This window comes from Agrobacterium sp. 22-214-1 (assembly GCF_053522465.1).
Window position 1 is genome coordinate 66,731 of sequence record NZ_JBNWCK010000008.1, and the last position, 19,959, is coordinate 86,689.

At 60.9% G+C, this 19,959-nt stretch carries 18 protein-coding genes; 11 read left to right on the forward strand and 7 right to left on the reverse strand.

The features are described from left to right. Nucleotides 1-61 precede the first annotated feature (61 nt). From ACQZ5G_RS22110 to ACQZ5G_RS22125, 4 genes are all read left to right on the forward strand, one after another. On the forward strand, nucleotides 62-1,003 hold the full coding sequence (locus ACQZ5G_RS22110; RefSeq protein ID WP_448738510.1) for an ABC transporter permease: 942 nt from the start codon (nucleotides 62-64) through the stop codon (nucleotides 1,001-1,003). Beyond that, nucleotides 1,003-1,878 carry an ABC transporter permease gene (locus tag ACQZ5G_RS22115; RefSeq protein WP_448738511.1) on the forward strand — a complete coding sequence of 292 codons (876 nt, stop codon included), beginning with the start codon at nucleotides 1,003-1,005 and terminating at the stop codon, nucleotides 1,876-1,878. Before ACQZ5G_RS22110 ends, ACQZ5G_RS22115 begins: the two co-directional genes overlap by 1 nt. A 1-nt stretch (nucleotide 1,879) precedes the next feature. Next, nucleotides 1,880-3,103, forward strand: coding sequence for an amidohydrolase/deacetylase family metallohydrolase (locus tag ACQZ5G_RS22120; RefSeq protein WP_448738512.1), 1,224 nt, complete (start codon nucleotides 1,880-1,882; stop codon nucleotides 3,101-3,103). A gap of 82 nt (nucleotides 3,104-3,185) precedes the next feature. After that, entirely contained in the window at nucleotides 3,186-3,680 is a 495-nt protein-coding gene (locus ACQZ5G_RS22125) for a RidA family protein (RefSeq protein ID WP_448738513.1), read from the forward strand. Between the two features lie 6 nt (nucleotides 3,681-3,686). Here ACQZ5G_RS22125 and ACQZ5G_RS22130 read toward each other — a convergent pair whose 3' ends face one another. Next, nucleotides 3,687-4,523: an IclR family transcriptional regulator gene (locus tag ACQZ5G_RS22130; RefSeq protein WP_003519867.1), complete on the reverse strand. Its 837-nt coding sequence runs from the start codon at nucleotides 4,521-4,523 to the stop codon at nucleotides 3,687-3,689. Between the two features lie 88 nt (nucleotides 4,524-4,611). On the opposite strand from ACQZ5G_RS22130, the gene ACQZ5G_RS22135 reads away from it, so the two are divergent. After that, complete coding sequence (locus ACQZ5G_RS22135; protein WP_448738514.1) at nucleotides 4,612-5,808, forward strand: aminotransferase class V-fold PLP-dependent enzyme; 1,197 nt, start codon at nucleotides 4,612-4,614, stop codon at nucleotides 5,806-5,808. A gap of 217 nt (nucleotides 5,809-6,025) precedes the next feature. After that, a complete protein-coding gene (locus ACQZ5G_RS22140; protein WP_448738515.1) occupies nucleotides 6,026-7,861 on the forward strand; it encodes an ABC transporter ATP-binding protein in 1,836 nt (611 codons plus the stop codon). On the opposite strand, the gene ACQZ5G_RS22145 is transcribed toward ACQZ5G_RS22140, so the two are convergent. Continuing rightward, entirely contained in the window at nucleotides 7,858-8,487 is a 630-nt protein-coding gene (locus ACQZ5G_RS22145) for a glutathione S-transferase family protein (RefSeq protein ID WP_448738516.1), read from the reverse strand. The genes ACQZ5G_RS22140 and ACQZ5G_RS22145 overlap by 4 nt on opposite strands. A 1-nt stretch (nucleotide 8,488) precedes the next feature. Continuing rightward, the gene (locus ACQZ5G_RS22150; RefSeq protein ID WP_003519863.1) at nucleotides 8,489-8,854 is read right to left on the reverse strand and encodes an ArsR/SmtB family transcription factor; all 366 of its coding nucleotides are present in this window, start codon (nucleotides 8,852-8,854) and stop codon (nucleotides 8,489-8,491) included. 211 nt (nucleotides 8,855-9,065) lie between these two features. Here ACQZ5G_RS22150 and ACQZ5G_RS22155 point away from each other — a divergent pair, with 211 nt between their 5' ends. Genes ACQZ5G_RS22155 through ACQZ5G_RS22170 form a run of 4 tightly spaced genes read left to right on the forward strand, consistent with a single transcriptional unit; the run spans nucleotide 9,066 to nucleotide 13,918 of the window. Further along, nucleotides 9,066-9,917 carry an ABC transporter substrate-binding protein gene (locus ACQZ5G_RS22155; RefSeq protein WP_448738517.1) on the forward strand — a complete coding sequence of 284 codons (852 nt, stop codon included), beginning with the start codon at nucleotides 9,066-9,068 and terminating at the stop codon, nucleotides 9,915-9,917. Continuing rightward, a complete protein-coding gene (locus ACQZ5G_RS22160) occupies nucleotides 9,914-11,041 on the forward strand; it encodes an LLM class flavin-dependent oxidoreductase (RefSeq protein WP_448738518.1) in 1,128 nt (375 codons plus the stop codon). The genes ACQZ5G_RS22155 and ACQZ5G_RS22160 overlap by 4 nt, the downstream gene beginning before the upstream one ends. Nucleotides 11,042-11,070: 29 nt before the next feature. Then, nucleotides 11,071-12,903, forward strand: coding sequence for a TRAP transporter large permease (locus tag ACQZ5G_RS22165; RefSeq protein WP_448738519.1), 1,833 nt, complete (start codon nucleotides 11,071-11,073; stop codon nucleotides 12,901-12,903). 16 nt (nucleotides 12,904-12,919) lie between these two features. Beyond that, a complete protein-coding gene (locus ACQZ5G_RS22170) occupies nucleotides 12,920-13,918 on the forward strand; it encodes a TRAP transporter substrate-binding protein (protein ID WP_448738520.1) in 999 nt (332 codons plus the stop codon). 67 nt (nucleotides 13,919-13,985) lie between these two features. Here the strand turns inward: ACQZ5G_RS22170 and aztD are convergent, their stop codons facing one another. Then, nucleotides 13,986-15,236: a zinc metallochaperone AztD gene (gene aztD / locus ACQZ5G_RS22175; protein WP_448738521.1), complete on the reverse strand. Its 1,251-nt coding sequence runs from the start codon at nucleotides 15,234-15,236 to the stop codon at nucleotides 13,986-13,988. A 279-nt stretch (nucleotides 15,237-15,515) separates the two neighbouring features. After that, a complete protein-coding gene (locus ACQZ5G_RS22180; RefSeq protein ID WP_065655639.1) occupies nucleotides 15,516-17,027 on the reverse strand; it encodes an aldehyde dehydrogenase (NADP(+)) in 1,512 nt (503 codons plus the stop codon). A 244-nt stretch (nucleotides 17,028-17,271) separates the two neighbouring features. Between ACQZ5G_RS22180 and ACQZ5G_RS22185 the strand changes: the two genes are divergently transcribed. Further along, nucleotides 17,272-17,625, forward strand: a complete 354-nt coding sequence (locus tag ACQZ5G_RS22185; protein WP_448738522.1) for an antibiotic resistance protein VanZ — start codon at nucleotides 17,272-17,274, stop codon at nucleotides 17,623-17,625. Nucleotides 17,626-17,652: 27 nt separating this feature from the next. Here ACQZ5G_RS22185 and uxuA read toward each other — a convergent pair whose 3' ends face one another. Then, nucleotides 17,653-18,861 carry a mannonate dehydratase gene (gene uxuA / locus ACQZ5G_RS22190; protein ID WP_448738523.1) on the reverse strand — a complete coding sequence of 403 codons (1,209 nt, stop codon included), beginning with the start codon at nucleotides 18,859-18,861 and terminating at the stop codon, nucleotides 17,653-17,655. A gap of 16 nt (nucleotides 18,862-18,877) precedes the next feature. Beyond that, nucleotides 18,878-19,924 (reverse strand): L-idonate 5-dehydrogenase, encoded by a 1,047-nt coding sequence (locus tag ACQZ5G_RS22195; protein ID WP_448738524.1) that lies wholly within the window; start codon nucleotides 19,922-19,924, stop codon nucleotides 18,878-18,880. Nucleotides 19,925-19,959 lie beyond the last annotated feature (35 nt).

Genomic DNA, 19,959 nt, shown 5'->3' on the forward strand with positions numbered 1-19,959 from the left:
AAGCAACTCAGTTCAACCGTCGCCTGGTCGCGGCCTATCACCCGCTTCGGAGCCTTGATACGTGATACGGTATATTTTCCAAAGACTTGCAGGAATGATCGTGGTGATGTTCCTCGTCGTCACCATCGTTTTCGTCATCCTGCGCGTCACTCCCGGAGACCCGGCCGCCGTGATGCTTGGGCCAGATGCCACGGCGCAGGATATTGCTGAGCTGCGCAGCCGGCTCGGTCTCGATCAGTCGCTCGGCGTGCAATATGTCTATTATATCGGCCAATTGCTGAAGGGTGATCTCGGGCAGTCGATCTTTCTCAACATGCCTGTTGGATCAGCCCTGCTGGACCGGGCGGAACCGACTTTCTTCCTGACGATCTTTTCGCTTTTGATCGCCAGTGTCATCGCACTTCCCATCGGCATCTACGCCGCTTACCGGCGTGGTTCCTTCGTGGATCAGGCCGCGACCACCATTGCGATGCTGGCGGCGAGCATTCCGAGTTTCTGGCTCGGCCTCATCCTCATGCAGGTCTTCGCCGTGCGGCTCGATATGTTTCCGGTGTCGGGTTATGGCGGGCCGGGTGCGAGCTTCATGGAGCGCATGTATCACCTGACCTTGCCGGCCATCGCGCTCGGGCTTGTCTCCTCAGCCCTTATCCTGCGCTTCACCCGCGCCTCGATGCTGGATGTTCTCGGTGACGATTATGTCCGCACCGCCAGAGCCAAGGGCGTCAAGGAGCGCCGGGTGGTGATGAAACATGCGCTGAAGAATGCGCTCATTCCCATCCTCACCGTGCTTGGCCTCACCGCCGCCGTGCTGATTTCCGGTGCAGTGGTAACGGAAACCGTCTTCGGCCTGCCGGGGGTCGGCAATCTTGTCGTCTCAGCCGTGCTGCGGCGGGATTATCCGGTCATTCAAGGCGCGCTTCTCATCATCGCCGGGCTTTACGTGCTCATCAATTTTGCAATCGACATGCTTTACCTGCTGGTCGATCCGAGGGTTCGTTACTGATGGCCGATATTGTTTCCACCACCCCGCCGGCGCGCAACCCGACCATCCTGTTCATTCGGCGCCTGTTGAAGCGCAAGACGGTCGCTGCCGGTCTCATCGTGCTGCTCGTCTTTGTGCTGCTCGCGGTTTTCGCGCCGATGATCGCGCCTTATTCGCCGTCGAAACTGTCGATCGTGAACCGCCTGAAGCCGCCAAGCGAGCTTTACTCGTTCGGCACCGACGAGTTCGGTCGCGACGTCTTCTCGCGCACCATCTATGCCGGAAGACTGTCACTTCTGGTCGGTGCCGCCGTAGTAGCGCTTTCGGCGCTGATCGGCATCACGCTCGGTTTGCTCGCCGGTTTCTTCCAGAAACTGGATACGCCGATTGCGCGGTTGATCGATGCCATGATGGCCTTTCCGGATATTCTGCTGGCCATCGCGCTGGTAGCCGCGCTTGGCCCGTCGCTGACGACAGTCATCATCGCGCTTGCCGTGGTTTATTCGCCGCGCCTTGCCCGCATCGTGCGCGCCTCGACGCTGGTGATCCGCGAATTGCCCTATGTGGAGGCGGCGAAGGCGCTCGGCATTTCCACCTTCCACATCATGACGCGGCATGTGCTTCGCAATCTGGTCTCGCCCATCCTCGTGCAATGCACTTTCCTTTTCGCCAGCGCCATGCTGGCAGAGGCGGGCCTTTCCTTTCTGGGTCTCGGTGTCAGCCCCGAGATACCCACCTGGGGAACCATGATCTCCGCCGGCCGCCAATATATCGGTCAGGCCGACTGGATGACCTATTTCCCCGGCTTTGCCATCATTCTTTCCGTGCTGTCGCTGCAAATGGTCGGCGACGGGCTGCGGGACATGCTCGACCCAAGACTGCGAAGGGATTTGTAAGATGACATCCGGCGAACAGGCGAAAGCGCCTCTTCAAGCTCCCATTCTCCTCACCAATGTCAAACCTATCGGTTTCGGAAAGGGGGCGTCCCAGGCCTCGACCGATATTCTGATCGGCGGCGACGGCAAGATTGCCGCGGTAGGCTCTGCCCTGCAGGCGCCTGCGGATGCGCAGCGAATTGATGCCAAAGGTGCCTTCATCTCGCCCGGCTGGGTGGATCTGCACGTGCACATCTGGCACGGCGGCACCGATATCTCCATCCGCCCCTCCGAATGCGGGGCGGAACGCGGCGTCACGACGCTGGTGGATGCCGGTTCGGCGGGCGAGGCGAATTTCCACGGTTTCCGCGAATATATCATCGAACCCTCGAGAGAGCGCATCAAGGCCTTCCTCAATCTCGGCTCCATCGGTCTCGTCGCCTGTAACCGCGTGCCGGAACTGCGCGACATCAAGGATATCGATCTCGATCGTATCCTCGAATGTTATGCCGAAAACAGCGAACATATCGTCGGCCTCAAGGTGCGGGCGAGCCATGTCATCACCGGCTCCTGGGGCGTCACACCGGTCAAGCTCGGCAAGAAGATCGCCAAGATCCTGAAAGTGCCGATGATGGTGCATGTGGGCGAACCGCCGGCACTTTACGATGAGGTGCTGGAAATTCTCGGCCCCGGCGATGTCGTGACCCATTGCTTCAACGGCAAGTCGGGCTCCAGCATCATGGAAGACGAGGACCTGTTCAACCTTGCCGAACGCTGCGCCGGTGAAGGCATCCGACTGGATATCGGCCATGGCGGCGCCTCCTTCTCCTTCAAGGTGGCGGAAGCGGCGATTGCACGCGGGCTGCTGCCCTTCTCGATTTCCACGGATTTGCATGGCCATTCGATGAATTTCCCGGTTTGGGATTTGGCGACCACCATGTCGAAGCTGCTGTCGGTCGATATGCCCTTCGAAAATGTCGTCGAGGCCGTTACCCGCAATCCGGCCTCCATCATCCGCCTCGATATGGAAAACCGTCTCGATGTCGGCCAGCGCGCCGATTTCACGGTTTTCGATCTTGTCGATGCCGATCTGGAAGCGACCGATTCCAATGGCGACGTCTCGCGCCTGAAGCGCCTGTTCGAGCCGCGTTACGCGGTCATCGGCGCTGAGGCGATTGCTGCCAGCCGTTACATTCCAAGGGCGCGCAAGCTGGTGCGCCACAGCCATGGTTATTCCTGGCGCTGAACTCGACTGGAACGGCGGAGGTCCGTCCTCCGCCTTCCGCAGGCATTACGGGATACCCCTCCCGGCATTATGAGGAATTCGCGTGAAACAGTCTTCGCTCGACGCAGAAGGGCATCTTTCGCCCTATGACCGGCTCGCCGCGCTCGGCATCTCCCTGCCGCCGCCGCCGCCGCCAATTGCCAATTTCGTCACGCATGTGGTGGAAGGCAACATGCTTTATCTTTCGGGGCAGGGGCCGCGGGAGGAAAACGGCCATCTTTATGCCGGCAAGGTGGGGGCGGAAATCGGGCTGGAGGAGGCCTATAACCATGCGCGGCTCACCGGCATCAACCTGCTTGCCGTCATGCATGAGGCGCTGGGGGACCTGTCGCGGGTGAAGAAGGTGGTCAAGCTGCTCGGCATGGTCAATGCCGTCAGCGATTTCCGCGATCACCCGAGCGTCATCAACGGCTGCTCCGATCTCTTCATCGATGTGTTCGGCGATGCGGGACAGCACGCCCGCTCCGCCGTTGGTTTCGGCTCACTGCCGGGCAACATCACCGTTGAGATAGAAGCCATCGTCGCGCTGAAGGATTGAGGCCGTTCAATGGTTGCGCCAGCCCATCAGCTTTTCGATCCGTTCCGCCGAAACCCTGACCTGTTCGGTATAATGGTTCTCGTCCGCCAGCACCTTCTGCTCCGGCAGCACGATGGAAATCGTCGCAACGCATTCGCCCCTGTTGTCGCAGATCGGCGAGGCGATGCAGGCGACGGCGTAATCGGATTCGGCAACCTGTATCGACAGCCGGTCATGGAAGGCCGCACCTGCCGATTGCGACAGGGTCTCCGGGTTGATTTCCGCACGCCCAGTGGGAGAAGTGCGGGCGCAGCGCCGGAAAAGCTCGACGCGTTCCGCCTCCGGCAGATGGCCAACGAGCAGGCGGCCGGAGGCCGTCCAGTTCAGGGGAACACGGGTGCCGACACGCGAGGCGACCTGAAAATGGCTCGGACCATCGGCCATGGCCAGAACAAGCATATGGTCGCCATCGCGGCCGCAAAGCTGCACGGTCTCGCCCGCATGGCGGCACAGATCGTGCATTTCGTGGGTGGCGACACCCATAAAATCCAGCGAGCGGGCATAGGCGAGGCCATAATGGTAAAGCCTAGCGCCGAGCCAGATATTGCCATCGGCATTGCGCGCCAGCATGTTCTTTTCGACGAGATCGTCGACGATCACATAAACGGTGGAAAGCGGCGCCTTGATGGCCTTGGCAATCGCGTAAGCGCCGGCAGGCGATCCGGTTTCGTAAAGATAATCAATAACCTGAAGGGCGCGGTCGATGCCGCTGACGCGCGAGCGCTTGGCCGCCTTCGTCTCCGCGTTTTCGGCGGCGTCGGAAAGGGCGGTTGAAGGCGTTTCGTCCAGTTTATGGGCGTCCAATTTTGGCTCCTCACGGGTTTTGAGAAGCTATTACATTATTATGGCATATATGTCGATGCCCGTTGCATCGCAAAGACAGGAGAAAGACATGACCGAGGATATCAGAAGCAGGATCGGCCTTCGCCCGGTCATCAACGTCTCGGGCACCATGACCTCGCTTGGTGCTTCCATTGTCGTTCCGGAAGCGGTCGAGGCCATGGCGGCCATCCTGCCGCAATTCGTCGAGATCAACGATCTGCAACGCAAGGCGAGCGCGATCATTGCAAGGCTGACGGGCGGCGAGGCCGGTTTCGTCACGGCCTCCTGCTCCGCGGGCATCAGCCTTGCGGTTGCGGGTGCGATCACCGGCAACAATTTGCTGGCCATCGAAAAGCTGCCCGACGTGACCCCGGAAAAGAACGAGGTTCTGGTGCAGATGGGCCATGTGGTAAGCTACGGCGCGCCGGTGGATCAGGCGATCCGCCTCGGCGGCGGCAAGGTGGTGCTGATCGGGCAGGCGACATCGACCCACCGTTTCCACATGGAAAACGCCATCACCGAAAAGACGGTGGCAGCGGTCTATGTCGTCTCGCACCATGTGGTGGATTACGGCCTGCTGCATCTTTCCGAATTCGTCGAGATCGCCCATGCCAAGGGCGTGCCTGTCATCGTGGATGCGGCTTCCGAATATGATCTGAAGCTGTTTCTGGCAACGGGCGCGGATGTGGTGCTTTATTCCGGCCACAAGTTCCTCGGTGGCCCGACTTCCGGCATCGTCGCCGGCAAAAAGGAGCTGGTGCGCAGCGCCTTCCTGCAGAATATGGGCGTCGGCCGCGGCATGAAGGTCGGCAAGGAAAGCATCTACGGCGTGATGGCGGCGCTGGAAGCCTGGGAAAAGCGCGACCATGCCGGCATTCGCGAGCGTGAAACCGGCTACCTCAACCTCTGGAAAAAGACGCTGGATGGACGCCCGGGTGTAACGGCGCTGATCGAGCCCGACCCGACCAATAACCCGCTCGACCGGCTGCGTGTCATCATCGATGCCGAGGAAGCGCATATCACCGCCTGGGACCTGACGACGGCGCTGGCCAAAGGCAACCCGCCGATCGTTGCCCGCGATCACGAGGTGGAGCACCGCTATTTCTATCTCGACCCCTGCAATCTTCATCCCGGCCAGGAAACCATCGTTGCCTCCCGGCTTGCCGAGGAACTGGACAAGGCGCGCGCCTCCAACGAGGTGATTGCGACACCGTTCGAAGACCGCAGCCGCCACCGTTTCGACGGCATGCTGCGCTGGCCGGACTAATAACGACTGCATATGGAACGAGCGGGTGCGCGAGCTTCTTCTCCCCGAGGGGGAGAAGTCCGCGGCAGCGGGATGAGGGGGCAAGGGTAGAGATATCCGGAGAGCTAGCCCCCTCATCCGACCCTTCGGGCCACCTTCTCCCCGGTCGGGGAGAAGAAACAAGCCGCGACGCTGTGCCCTAAAGCATTGCAACCAGAATAAAGAAAAGGGAACGATCATGACCATGCCGCAGGCAGCACCGTTTGGTGCCGAAGACGCCGTGCTTTCCGTCCGCAATCTCACCACGTCCTTTCACGTGGATGGCGGCTGGAAGCCGGTGGTGCGTGATATTTCCTTCGATGTTGGACCGGGAGAGACGGTCGCGATCGTCGGCGAAAGCGGCTCCGGCAAGAGCGTTACCTCGCTTTCCATCATGCGGCTGCTGGATCGGGAGAGCAGCAGGGTTCAGGGTGAAATCCTGCTTGGTGGTCGCAACCTGCTGTCCCTTTCCGAAGACGCCATGCGGCGGGTGCGGGGCAATGAAGTGGCGATGATCTTTCAGGAGCCGATGACCAGCCTCAACCCGCTCTTCACCATTGGCGACCAGATTTCCGAGGCCCTGCTGTGCCATCAGCCGATGTCGAAAGCCGATGCGCGCGCAGAGACGATCCGCCTTCTCGAAAAGGTCCGCATTCCGTCTGCCGCCTCGCGTTTCGATGAATATCCGCACCGCTTTTCCGGCGGCATGCGCCAGCGCGTGATGATCGCCATGGCGCTTGCTTCAAAGCCGAAGTTGCTGATCGCGGACGAACCAACGACGGCGCTCGATGTGACTATTCAGGGCCAGATCCTTGATCTCATCAAGACGCTTCAGGAAGAGGAGGGCACGTCCGTCCTGTTCATCACCCATGACATGGGTGTGGTCGCCGAAATCGCCGACCGCACGGTCGTCATGTATCGCGGCGAGCAGGTGGAGGTCGGCGCGACGGCCGATATTTTCCATCGCGGCAGACATCCCTATACGCGCGCACTTTTGTCCGCCGTTCCGGTTCTGGGGTCGATGAAGGGCGAGGAAAGACCGTTCCGGTTTCCCATCGTCAACACCACCACGGGAGAAACGCAGGAGCCGGCGCGTCCGGCCGATACCGTCAATGCCGCCGCGCAGCCCGTGCTCAAGGTGGAGGGGCTGACCAAGCGTTTTGATATCCACTCCGGTCTTCTGGGGCGTCTCAGTGGCCGCGTCCACGCGGTGGAAAACGTGTCCTTCGATCTGAGGGCCGGCGAAACATTGTCATTGGTTGGCGAAAGCGGCTGCGGCAAATCCACCACCGGACGCGCCATCATGCGGCTGATCGAGCCGGACGCCGGTTCGGTCGTGGTCAACGGCGAGAACATTCTTGCGCTCGACAAGACGGGCATGCGGGACATGCGCAAGACGGTTCAGATGATCTTTCAGGACCCTTTCGCCTCGCTCAATCCGCGTATGACGGTGGGTGCGGCGATTGCCGAACCTTTTTTGGAGCATCGAATGGGAAGCGCCCGCGAGGCGAAGGATGTGGTGGCCGACATGCTCAAAAAGGTCGGTCTCTCACCGGACATGGCGTCGCGTTACCCGCATGAATTTTCCGGTGGTCAGCGCCAGCGCATCTGCATCGCCCGTGCTTTGGCGCTCCAGCCCAAGGTGATTGTCGCGGATGAAAGCGTTTCGGCGCTGGATGTTTCCATCAAAGCGCAGGTCATCAATCTGATGCTGGATCTGCAACAGAGCCTCGACCTTGCCTTCCTGTTCATCAGCCATGACATGGCGGTGGTGGAACGCGTCAGCCATCGGGTGGCGGTGATGTATCTCGGCGAGATCGTCGAAATCGGTCCGCGTGCTGCTGTCTTCGACAATCCGCAGCACGACTATACCCGCAAGCTGATGGCCGCCGTTCCGGTGCCGGACCCGGATCGCCGCAACACCCGGCGGGATGCTGCGAATGATGAGCTGAAAAGCCCGATCCGCGCGGTCGATTATCTCGTCAAGCCGCGTGAATATCGTGAGGTTTCACCCGGCCATCTCGTCGCCAGTTAAAGTCCCGGTACATCCGACGTTGCGAAGGGTACGCGATAACCGCGCTTAAAACTCTCCTGCTGTCCAAGCTGGCGATACCACCGCTGTACCGCCGGAAAATCATCGAGATTGATTTTGTGGCGCGCGAAACGCGAGACCCATGGCCAGACGGCGATATCGGCGATTGAAAAATCTCCCGCCACATATTCCCGCCCCGTTAAACGGTCGTTCAATGTCCGATAGAGGCGCTCCACATCCGTCGCAAAACGTGTCTCGGCAAAGGGGGCCTGTCCGGCATGGTAGGTCAGGAAATAATGGGCATAACCGAGTGTCGGGCCGAAATTGGCGGCCTGCCACATCAGCCATTCGGTGACGACCAGTCGCTCGGTCGCGGAGGCGGGCAGAAGCCGGCCCGCCTTTTCGGCGAGATAGATGAGGATCGCGTTCGATTCCGTCAGGACGGTGCCGTTTTCATCATCGACGATCGCAGGGATTTTCGAGCCGGGATTGATGCGGACGTAATCGGCGGCAAATTGTTCGCCTTTTTCGATGTCGATGGCGTGGCTGGTATAGGGCAGTCCAAACTCCTCCAGCGCAATCGAGATTTTAAGGCCGTTGGGCGTGATCCAGGTGTAAAGGTCGATCATGCTAGTCGAACATTGCCTCATCCAGCGGCAAAGCCCGTCTGCCTTTCTTGCCGGTCACATCGGAAAGGTCCGTATAAAGACCGCGTAATGTCAGAACCAGCTGGACGATGCGCGGATCGGTGACACGATAGATCACCGCTTTGCCTTCCCGCGATCCTTCGATCACACCGGCGTCGCGCAATTCGGCAAGCTGCTGCGAAAGTGTAGGCTGCTGGATGCCGAGTTCATATTCCAGCGCGGAAACCGAAGCTTCCGTTTCCATGAGATAACAGACGATGGCCAGACGATTGGCGTTGGCGACAAGCTTCAAAAGCTCGCTCGCTTCCACCACGCTGCGGCAGATGAGATTGGAAACCGGTTTCGTCACGACTATAGGTCCATTTTTCAAACTACAAAAAAGTAGATTGTGTGACGATAAATTTCAATGGCTTGATGAGTCTTATCTCAGCTCTATCCGGCATTTTTTAAAATCTACAGGATTGGTAGATTTCTCTTTCATTTTCCGGCCGAGGATCGCCAAAACGTTTCTCGAAAACATTCTATAAAAAAGTAGATTGATTGCGAAATGAGGTGTCGACATGAAAATCGGGGTTCATCCCAACAATCTGCATTTACGTCTCGCCCGGCTCTGGCCCGGCGCCTTTGAAGAATTCGATCCGGAATTCGTGGCCTATCGTGAAGGCCGCGATACGGCAGCTCTTCTGGAAAAGGGCGACATCCATTTCGGTGGCACCGGCTCGACGCCGCCCATAGAAGCGGATGCGCGCGGGCTTTCAGCGGTCTATATCGCTGCTTCCGCGCCGAGGCCCGCCAATGGCGCAATCCTCCTGCGGCGCGATAGCCCGATCCGCTCAGCCGCTGATCTCTCGGGAAAGCGCATTTCGCTGATCGATGGATCGTTTCACACCTATCTTCTGGCCCGCAGCCTGGAAGGGGCGGGGCTTGGCCTTGCGGATGTGACCCGTATCGAAAGCGGCGACAGCGATAGCCTGCGCGATCTCGTGGAAGGCCGCGTCGATGCCTGGGTGACGATGTCGCCGCGACTGGAAAAGGCTCTGACCCATGAGGAGATAAGCCTTCTGGTTCGCTGTGGCTCCACCATTCCCAACCGTTCGCTATTCTGGACGCTTGCGCGCCACAACATAGGGGGCGAGACAGGGCAGGCAATTGCGGCCGAACTGGATCGCGTCGGCCGGGCCGTGATGGCGGATATCGACAAAGCCGCCGCCCTTCTCGCTGCGGAACCGGGCAGCGAAGGTGATGCACAGTCCTGGGCCAAGGTGCTGAGGTCGCGTGACCTTTCGGTCTTGGCCGCTGCCAAAAATATCCTTGCCGAACAGCAGGAGGAGGCCGATACGCTTTACAGGCACGGTCATTTCTCTTTACCGGTTCTGACCGGGCAGTCAGCCAGCACGGGAGGCGGCAGATGAATGTTTTCTGGTACATGTGCGCGCCCGATGGCGCTTATCCCTGGCAGCCGGAAGGGTCCCGCAAGGTCGATCTCGGTTATTACAAACAGCTGGCTCTGGCTTACGACCAGCTGGGTTATACCGGTGCGCTGTTTGCCACCGGTGCGCATGACGTCTGGGTTCTGGCGGGCGCGCTGCTTTCCTATACCGAGCGGCTGAAGTTTCTGGTCGCCATTCATCCGGGCCTTGTGGCGCCGACGCTGCTTGCCAAGATGGCGGCAACGCTTCAGGAGTTTTCGCGCGGCCGCCTGCTGATCAATGTCGTCTCGGGCGATGCGAAGATGCTCGGCGCATACGGCATGACCATGCCGCATGATGAGCGCTACGATATGGCGGATGAATATCTGCAGATCTGGCACCGTCTTTTTGCCGGCGAAACGGTCGATTTCAAGGGCCGGTATTTCCAGACGGACGGTGCGAAACTCGCCCTTCCGGTTGGGCAGGGCATAGAGCCGCCGCCATTGTGGTTCGGCGGTTCCTCGGACAAGGCCATCGACGTCGCGGCCAAACATGTCGAGACCTATCTTTCCTGGGGGGAAACCCCGGATCAGATCGGCGCGAAGGTCGATCTCGTCAAGGCGCGGGCGGAGAAGCTCGGTCGCGAGCTGGAATACGGGATTCGCCTTTATGTCATCGTGCGCGATACGGATGAAGAGGCCTGGGCCGCTGCGGCCGATCTATACGGCCGCATGGATGAGCGGGCCATTGCCGCAAACCAGCGTTTCGTAGGCAAGACCGATTCCGTCGGCCAGCAGCGCATGACGGCGATGCACGGTGGCCAGAAACCGGAGAACCTGCGCGATCTTGAAATCGCCCCCAACCTCTGGGCTGGCATCGGCCTTGTGCGGCCGGGCCCGGGAACCGCGATTGTCGGTTCGCCGGATACTGTTATCCGCACGCTGGAGGCCTATAAGAAGGCGGGCGTGAATACCTTCATCCTTTCCGGCATGCCATTGCTGGAAGAGGCTTTCCGCTTCGGGGAAAAGGTTCTGCCGCGGCTCGACGTATCGCGTGAGGTCTCGGCGGCAAAACAATTCACATGGTCGACTTTGTTCGACCGTGACCTCTCGGCCAAGGCCTCCTGAGCATGGCTTTGGGAGTGGAGAAGAAAGACATGACGGCAAGTCCGGCAACGACAATCGCACAAAGACGCATCGGCCCGCAACGCGTGGCCGAGCGGGTGCTCGCCGTTCTGGACACGGTGCTCGGCGCGGTCGCGGCAGCAATCCTTGCGGCGCTGCTCGTGGTGGTGCTGGTCAATGTCACGCTGCGTTATCTGTTTCACACAGGCTTCATCGGCGCGGAAGACCTCGGCATCTGGCTGCATGTGGCCATGATCGCTGTCGGTGCGCCGCTCAGTCTCAAAAGCGCGCTCGCCATGCGGCTCGATGTCTTCGTGCGGTTCCTCCCGCAACGATTTCACGCGGCGACCGAAATTCTGGCCGATGCCTTCTCTTTCGTCGCAGCGCTTATCCTCGCTTTCGGCGGAGTGGAGATCGCGGCGATGCTGGGCGGCACCTCGCCCACACTCGGCCTGCCGGAATGGGTGCGTTTCGGCTTTCTCGGCGCAGGCGGCGCGCTTATCCTTCTTTATCTGGCCCTTCAGCGCGTCAGTGAAGGCAAGGCGCTTGCCGTTCTCGCATCTCTCACCATCGCCATTGTGGCCTATGTCGGCCTGCCGGAAATTTTCGTCGATACGAACCTGCCGCCGAGCCTGTTTCTGGCATTGACGGCCGCCGTGGGGCTGGTGCTCGCCGCGCCGCTTGCCCATGCTTTCCTTGCCGCCGCCTATGTGGCGATTGCCTTCGGCAGCACTTTGCCGGAACCGGCCATCGTTTCCTCGACGGTGACAGGCATGTCGAAATTCCTGCTGCTTGCCATTCCCTTCTTCCTGCTGGCCGGAAGCCTGCTGACGGAATCGGGCGTCGCCAACCAGTTGGTCCGTTTCGCCGCCTCCATGGTCGGGCACCGGCGGGCAGGTCTGGCGCAGACGACGCTGTTGACCAGCGTGCTGTTTTCCGGCGCGTCCGGTTCATCGGTCGCCAATGCCGCCTTCGGCGCCTCCACCTTCCAGCCGGAACTGGTGAAACATGGCTATCCGCCGGCGCAGGCAGGCGCGATCATTGCCGCTACCTCGGTGCTGGACAATGTCATTCCGCCTTCCATCGCCTTTCTCATCCTCGCCACGGCCACCAACCTGTCGGTGGGCTCGTTGCTGGTCGGCGGCTTCTTCGCGGGTGGGCTTATGGCAATCTGCCTTGCGGTGGCGATCCATCTCAGCGTGCGCAGCGTCGATACCTTGCCGCGCGCCACAGGCAGCGAACGCTGGCGTTCGGCTATTGCTGCGATACCTGCCTTCGGGCTTGGCGTCATCGTGGTGGTCGGCATCCGCATCGGCGTTGTCACCACCACTGAAGCTGCGGCTCTTGCCGCCCTCTACACGCTGTTTCTCGGTTTCGGTTACCGGCTGGGGGCAGGCCGCATTTTCGCGACCTTCCGGCAATCGGCTGGTGAGGCGGCGGCCATTGGTCTTCTGATCGGCACGGCGGGGCCTTTCGCCTTTCTCCTGGCGGTCGACAATGTCTCGGGCCTCGTCACCGACTTCGTAACTTTGCTCGGCGGCAGCAAGATCGCTGTGTTGCTGCTCTCCAACCTCATCCTGCTCGTGGTGGGACTGGTGCTGGATATCGGCGCGGCCATCCTGCTGTTCGGGCCGATCCTGCTGCCCGCCGCCGTGGCGGCTGGGATCGATCCGATCCATTTCGGCGTCATCCTCGTGGTCAATCTGATGATCCATGGCCTGACGCCGCCGCTCGGCATGCTGATCTTCGTGGTCAGCGGCGTTACCCGCATTCCGGCGACCGCGCTTTTCCGGGCCGTCGTTCCCTATCTCGTCTCTCTTCTCGTTTCCCTCGCCATTCTGTGCGCCTGGGCCATTTTCTTCTAAATCCGGGGTTTTATTCATGACTATTATCGATCGCCGCAATCTTCTGAAACTCTCCGCCATTGGCGCGGTAACGCTTGCCGCACCCGCCTTTGTGCGGACGGCACATGCCAGAACCCGCAGCCTCACCGTCGCGTCGCTTTTCGCCGACGACAAGCCGGAGACGAAAATCTGGGTGAAGATCAGCGAGCTGGTGGAGGCGAAGCTGCCCGGCCGCTTCCGCTTCAACATCGTCAAGAGCGGCGCGCTAGGCGGCGAAAAGGAAGTGGCGGAAAATATCCGTCTGGGATCGGTTCAGGCGAGCCTTTCCACCGTCTCCTCGCTTTCCGGCTGGGTGCCGGAATTGCAGATCCTCGATCTGCCCTTTCTGTTTCGCGATGCCGAGCATGTGCGCAAGGTGGTGACGGGCGAGACGGGCAACGAGCTGAAGACGAAACTCGGTGCGCAGCAATTCGTCGCCGCCGATTTCATCAATTACGGCGCACGTCATCTTCTGACCAAGGAACCGGTGACCAAGCCGGCTGAGCTGGAGGGCAAGAAGATCCGCGTTATCCAGAGCCCGCTGCACACCAAGCTCTGGAGCGCCTTCGGCACCACGCCGGTCGGTATTCCGATCACAGAGACTTATAATGCGCTGGCGACCGGCGTGGCCGACGCCATGGACCTGACCAAGTCCGCCTATGCCGGCTTCAAGCTTTACGAGGTCGTGCCCTATATGACCGAGACCGGCCATATATGGGCCTCGGGCGTCGTCTATTACGGGGCGACCTTCTGGAACCAGCTGGACGACGAAGAAAAGAAGGTTCTTTCGGAAGCTTCCAGCGAGGGCGCACAATATTTCAACCAGCTGATCGTCGAAGACGAAACGAAGTCTGTTGAGCTCGCGCTCTCCAAGGGCGGCAAGGTGTTGCAGCCAGAAGCGCTGGATGAATGGCGCAAGGGGGCTCAGGGCGTCTGGCAGGATTTTGCCGGCATCGTCGGCGGCATCGACAAGATCGAGGCGATCCAGTCCGCTTGAGGATAGGGTCTTTGAAATTGAAGAACCCCGTGCACCAGTCGGCGCACGGGGTTTTCTTTATTCGGGATCAGTGCGAAGCGCCGGAACCGCCGACGGCGACGATGGAGAACGGCTGGCCTTCCACCGCAACCGTGCGGGTTTCCTTCAGGCTTTCTGCGTCCACCACGCGGATCAGCGAATGGCGCGGATCGGAGATCGCGACCTGCCCATCGGCAACGGCGAGGCGCGGACGCGGATCGCGCCAATGGCCGTCCTTGCTGTAGGGCTCGGTCACCTTCGCCTTGCGGGTGATGGCGCCTTCCAGCACGTCAAGCACATGCAGGTCGCCGTCTTCCGTCAGAATATAGGCGTTGCGCGGATTGGCGGGATCGAGAATGAAATCGACGCGCCGGGTCGGCAGTTCCACCAGACGGAAGGCGTCCTTGCTATCCGGATCGATCAGGACAACCTTGTCCTCACCGTAATTGCCGAGGAAAAACTGCATGGATTTGCCGCCAAGCAGCGTGCCGGTATAGGCTTTCGGGAAATCTTCCGGATAGGTCAGCATTTCCAGCTTCGGGCCATCCGTGTCGCCGGGGCGGGCAACGAGAATGCCTTCCTTGCAGCCAAAAGCGACAAGCCGCGCGGATGTCGCCTCGCCATGCAGATCGGTGCATGCCGCCTGTTCGCCGACCTGCTTGCCCTCCCTGTCGAGAACACGCAGCCCGGTGCGTGGCGGCAGCGTATCGGGTTTCGTTTCGATCTCGGTATTCGGTACGGAAACCAGAACGTAACGCCCCATCGTCACCGCCACGCCGTGATGCGGGGCAGTTGTATCGACGATGCGGACCTTGGCCTTGCCGTCCAGCAGGGCTGCTTCATCGATGATCTCAGCCTTGCCGCCACGGTCATAAAAAAGAATGGCATGATCGTCATGCGGCACGACGTGGAAAGGGCGCTTGCCTTCGAAGGTGACGGGCAAAAGCGCTGCATCTTCCACATCCAGATCGCGATGTTCGCCATGATCGGAGAAAACGATGCCGGTCTTGATCACATGCACCATGTCGGCATCCGATTGCGTCGCGAAGACCGTCTTGCCGGAGGCGCTGGCGGTCAGCGCCGCATAGCCCTTGAGATCGTAGCGTCCGAGTTCCTTGCCGGTTTCGAAATCAATTGCGCGCACCACCGGCTGGCTGTGATCGGCGACGAACAGCCGCCATTCCTTGACGCTGTCGCCGCTTTCTTCGGCCAGCGCCATGCCTGGGGCAAGGGGGATGGCGAGGGCAAGGCATGTTGCAAGCGCGCTCATGCCAAGGTGCTGTTGAAGGGAAAATCTCATGGTGTTCCTTCCAGACGTTATCATCCCCGTGCGGATACGAACCGGTATCGGTTCTGAAGGATGATTGTAATGTTATTACGTTACGAGATTGCGTATTAGCATTACGTGCGGGGGCGATGTCAACCGATGCCGACGTACTGGCGCGGAAAAATCTGGATGGGGGCCGTGAGGTGGGAGAAGGGGAGGCTGGCGACGCTTCAGCGTCAGGCCGTATTTCCCGAAGGGCGGTAAAGCCGAATAAAAAGGGCAGACGCAGCGCTACGCCTGCCCCGATCAGTTTTAGCGGATATCGTCAGGCAGAACATCCGAAGGGATGTTCTGGTAGGAAACCGGACGCATGAAGCGGCGGATCGACATGGTGCCAACAGAGGTTGCGCCGAAGTTCGTCGATGCCGGGTAAGGGCCGCCATGCACCATGGCTTCGGAGACTTCCACGCCGGTCGGGAAACCATTGGCGAGAACGCGGCCAGCCTTGCGCTCAAGGATCGGCAGCAGCTTGCGGCCAAGCTCGGCATCGCCGGCATCGAGATGCATGGTTGCCGTCAGCTGGCCTTCGAAGCTCTTGGCAACTTCCAGCATTTCCTCGGTGCTATCAACAGTCACGATCAGGCCAAGCGGTCCGAAGACTTCTTCGGCAAGCGCGTGGTTGGCAACCCAGTCCTTGCCCGAAACCCGGAACAGATAAGGCGTTGCATTGCGCAAGTTGCAGGTGGTGGTCAGAACGTCGCGCACGCCATTGCCGGCGGCGATACGGTCGCGGCCGTCGCGATAGGCAGCGGCGATGCCGTCAGTCAGCATGACCTGCGGACCGACTTCCGAAAGGGCCGCACGTGCGGTTTCAGCAACCGCATCCGCCTGCTCGGAGAGGATGACGGCGATGCCGGGGTTGGTGCAGAACTGGCCAGCACCCATGGTGAGCGAACCGGCCCAGCCCTTGGCAATGGCTTCGCCGCGAGCCGCAACGGCTTCCGGCAGCAGGAACATCGGGTTGACTGACCCCAGTTCGCCGAAGAAGGGGATCGGCTCGGGGCGCTGGGCGCAGAGATCGAACAGTGCGCGGCCGCCGGCGAGCGAACCGGTGAAACCAACTGCCTTGATGCGCGGATGCTGCACGAGCGCGGAACCGACATCGCGGCGGCCGCCCTGGATCAGCGAGAAGACGCCGGGATGCAGATTGTGCTTCTTGACGGCGGCGAGAACGGCTTCGGCAACGATTTCGCCGGTGCCGGGATGGGCGGAGTGGCCTTTGACGACGACCGGGCAGCCGGCTGCCAGAGCGGCAGCGGTATCACCGCCGGCCGTGGAGAAGGCGAGCGGGAAGTTGGAGGCGCCGAAGACCGCGACGGGGCCGATCGGACGCTGCATCAGCCGGATATCCGGGCGCGGCAGCGGCTGGCGGTCCGGCAGCGCCTCGTCATGGCGGCGGTCGAGATAGTCGCCCTTGCGGATATGCGAGGCGAAAAGGCGCAGCTGGCCAACGGTGCGGCCGCGTTCGCCCTGCAGGCGTCCTGCGGGCAGGCCGGTTTCGGACGAGCCGATTTCGGTGATGGCGTCGGCGCGGGCTTCGATCTCATCGGCGATGGTGTCGAGGAAAGCGGCGCGCTCTTCGCGGGTGGTGTAACCGTAGCTCCAGAAGGCTTCTTCAGCTGCTTCACAGGCTGCATTTACCAGATCGACGGTGCCGACCGAAAAATCGAAAGCTTCGCCATGTGCAGGCTCGCTGCGGAATTTTGCTTCCGTTGCAACCCATTCTCCTGCAACCAGATGTTTGCCGTGCGGCTTGAAACTCATTGTGCTCTTCCCTGAAAATCTGATCCTGTGTGGAAAATCCACCCGACACCGTGACGTTGCACCGAAAGGCGACAGCGCAAAAGCCATCAGCCGCGATCCTCGCCCGGTTGCCTTCTGCCTTAGCCCGTGTGGGGCCTGAGCGAAAGCCGGTTTTTCAACTATCTGACCGAAAAGTGTGATTAATTGGGCGAGGCGTGAAAAAGACCCGCTTCCGTTTACGCGCACGGCGCTCTATTGTGACGCCATGATGACAAATAGACTCCCGAAATATGTCGCCTGGTCGGTTTTTCTGCTGATCGTGATCGTTACAGTTTGCCCTATCGGCTTTCGTCCGCACACGCTGACGACGGTGGGCCTGGACCGCGCCGCGGCCTTCGCCTTTTGCTCGGCCGCCTTCGTGCTCGCCTATCCGCGTTACTGGCTGGCGATCATCGTGGCAGGCATTGCGGCGGCTTTCGGCATCGAGGCGCTGCAATTCCTGTCGCCCACCCGCCATCCGCATCTGATGGACGCCGCCGTGAAAGCCGCCGGCGTCGTCGCCGGCGGGCTTACGACCTTTTCCTACCTGCTGTTCAGGGCGAGGCTGGCTGCAGGCTGACGGAACGCCCGCAGCCGGGAACATTGTTCAGCGCGTCCCACCCGCCAGCCCGAAACGGCTGTGCGATAACGTGCGTTCGATGCCACGCAGCTCAGCCAACCCCTTCAGCCGGCCGATGGCGGGATAACCGGGTTGTGCGCCGCGCGTCAGGTCGTCGAGGATTTCCTGGCCGTGATCGGGCCGCATCGGAATGGTGTGGTCTTCACGGCCCTCGGCCCGGCGGCGCGCCTCTTCGGTGAGGAGTGCGGCGATGACGGCGACCATGTCGGTTCCGCCTTCCAGATGCTCGTCCTCGAAGAAAGAGCAGGGCACGGTGTCGGTGTCGCGCGTCACATTGCGCAGATGTACGAAATGAATGCGATCTGCAAAACGGCTGGCGATGAAGGGCAGGTCATTGTCCGCCCGCGCGCCCAGCGAACCGGTGCAGAGCGTCACGCCATTGGCGCGGCTATCGACGTTTGAGAGCATATGGGCGTAGTCGGCTTCGGTGGAGAGAATACGCGGCAGGCCGAGCAGCGGCCATGGCGGATCGTCGCCATGGGCGCAGATGTTGATACCCACCTCTTCGGCAACCGGCGTCACCTCGCAGAGGAAGTCGATGAGGTTCTGTTGCAGCCTTTCGCGGTTGATGCCGTGATAGGACCGCAGCTTTTCCAGAAGCTGGGCAAGTGTATAACCATCCGCCGAACCGGGCAGGCCCGCGCCGATATTGCGCCCGAGGGCGGCGATTTTCGTGTCCGGCATGTCGGCGAAACGTTTTGCCGCCTCCTCCGCCAGCCAGTCCGGATAATCGGCCTTTGCCCCGGGGCGTTTCAGGATGTGGATGTCGAAGGCGGCGAAATCGGTAAGGTCGAAGCGCATCGCCTTTGCGCCGTGTCTGGTTTCCCAGCGCAGGTCGGTGCGGGTCCAGTCCAGCACGGGCATGAAATTATAGCAGACGGTGCGGATGCCGGAGGCGGAGAGGCGGCGCAGCGTTTCCTGCCAGTTGGTTATGTGGGTTTTCCAGTCACCGGTCTGGGTCTTGATATCTTCGGAGACCGGCACGCTTTCCACCACGTCCCAATAAAGCCCGCCGGCCTTGATCGCCTCATGCCGTTTGGTGATTTCATCCAACGGCCAGACATCGCCGGTGGCGATGTGGTGCAGCGCGCTGACGATGCCTTCCGCGCCCGCCTGAGCCGCATCCTGAACCGTGACCTTGTCGACCGGGCCGAACCAGCGCCATGTATGTCTCATCTTAAATCCTCAAATATCAGTCTGCGGAAAATGTCAGTTGCACCTTGCAGGCGGCGGAGCGGTCTCCGGCCTGTTCGAATGCCGCTGTCGCCTCGCCGAGCGGGAAGCTGTGGGAAATGATCGGTCGCACATCGATCTTGCGGGTGGAGATCAGCCCGGCAGCGATGGCGAATTCGTCATGAAAGCGTTGCGAGCCGCGCCAGAGAATTTCCTTGCCCACCAGCGCGTTGAGCGGAATGGTGATGTCACCGGTGACGCCGACCTGCACGATGGTGCCGCGCGGGCGGACGCAGGCAAAGGCGGTGCGAAGCGCTGGACCGGCTGCGGAGCAATCGAAAATGACGTCGAAGTAACCCTTATTGTCCTGATAGGGCAAAAGCGCCTCGGCGTCTTTCGCGACATTGATAGTGCGGTCGGCACCCATGGCGGGAGCGCGTTCCAGCGCCGCATCGGTGAGGTCGGTGGCGACAATGGTGGCCGCACCGGCATGGCGGGCGGCGGCGATGGTCAGTAGGCCGATGGGGCCAGCGCCCGTCACGAGTATGTTTGCCCCTTTCAGGTCGCCGGCCTGGGCCACAGCGTGCAGGCAGACGGCGAGCGGCTCGGTACAGGCGGCTTCGGCGGGTGAGGTATCCTCTGAAAATGTCGCGCATTGTTTGGCGGGAACCACCAGCCGGTCGCGGAACATACCCTGTTCATGCGGCAGGCGCATGGCGCTGCCCATGAAGCGCATTTCAAGGCAATGGATCGGCTGGCCCTTCAGGCAGAAATGGCAATGGCCGCAGGGCTGGGACGGATTGACGGCAACGAGCTGGCCGACGGCAAGGCCGCTGACGCCTTCTCCCAGCGCCCGCACATGGCCGGATGCCTCATGTCCGCAGATGATCGGCTCTCGCACACGAACGGGGCCGAAGCCGCCATCCTGATAATAATGCAGATCGGAGCCGCAGATGCCGCCCGCTGCCATGGCGAGCAGCACTTCGCCGGGTCCCGGTGCGGGAAGGTCCTGCGTTTCGACGCGAATGTCCTTCTGGCCGTATAGACGTGCCACGCGTGTCTGCATGACGATGCCCTCATATGTGTATGGGATGAAGAAGC

What these genes read in the sequence shown, in the direction of transcription:
- ACQZ5G_RS22195 (WP_448738524.1), bottom strand. Translation starts at nt 19,924, where the DNA reads ATGCAGACACGCGTGGCACGTCTATACGGCCAGAAGGACATTCGCGTC.
- ACQZ5G_RS22115 (WP_448738511.1), top strand. Translation starts at nt 1,003, where the DNA reads ATGGCCGATATTGTTTCCACCACCCCGCCGGCGCGCAACCCGACCATC.
- ACQZ5G_RS22170 (WP_448738520.1), top strand. Translation starts at nt 12,920, where the DNA reads ATGACTATTATCGATCGCCGCAATCTTCTGAAACTCTCCGCCATTGGC.
- ACQZ5G_RS22135 (WP_448738514.1), top strand. Translation starts at nt 4,612, where the DNA reads ATGACCGAGGATATCAGAAGCAGGATCGGCCTTCGCCCGGTCATCAAC.
- ACQZ5G_RS22140 (WP_448738515.1), top strand. Translation starts at nt 6,026, where the DNA reads ATGACCATGCCGCAGGCAGCACCGTTTGGTGCCGAAGACGCCGTGCTT.
- ACQZ5G_RS22165 (WP_448738519.1), top strand. Translation starts at nt 11,071, where the DNA reads ATGACGGCAAGTCCGGCAACGACAATCGCACAAAGACGCATCGGCCCG.
- aztD (WP_448738521.1), bottom strand. Translation starts at nt 15,236, where the DNA reads ATGAGATTTTCCCTTCAACAGCACCTTGGCATGAGCGCGCTTGCAACA.
- ACQZ5G_RS22185 (WP_448738522.1), top strand. Translation starts at nt 17,272, where the DNA reads ATGATGACAAATAGACTCCCGAAATATGTCGCCTGGTCGGTTTTTCTG.
- ACQZ5G_RS22155 (WP_448738517.1), top strand. Translation starts at nt 9,066, where the DNA reads ATGAAAATCGGGGTTCATCCCAACAATCTGCATTTACGTCTCGCCCGG.
- uxuA (WP_448738523.1), bottom strand. Translation starts at nt 18,861, where the DNA reads ATGAGACATACATGGCGCTGGTTCGGCCCGGTCGACAAGGTCACGGTT.
- ACQZ5G_RS22160 (WP_448738518.1), top strand. Translation starts at nt 9,914, where the DNA reads ATGAATGTTTTCTGGTACATGTGCGCGCCCGATGGCGCTTATCCCTGG.
- ACQZ5G_RS22120 (WP_448738512.1), top strand. Translation starts at nt 1,880, where the DNA reads ATGACATCCGGCGAACAGGCGAAAGCGCCTCTTCAAGCTCCCATTCTC.
- ACQZ5G_RS22180 (WP_065655639.1), bottom strand. Translation starts at nt 17,027, where the DNA reads ATGAGTTTCAAGCCGCACGGCAAACATCTGGTTGCAGGAGAATGGGTT.
- ACQZ5G_RS22145 (WP_448738516.1), bottom strand. Translation starts at nt 8,487, where the DNA reads ATGATCGACCTTTACACCTGGATCACGCCCAACGGCCTTAAAATCTCG.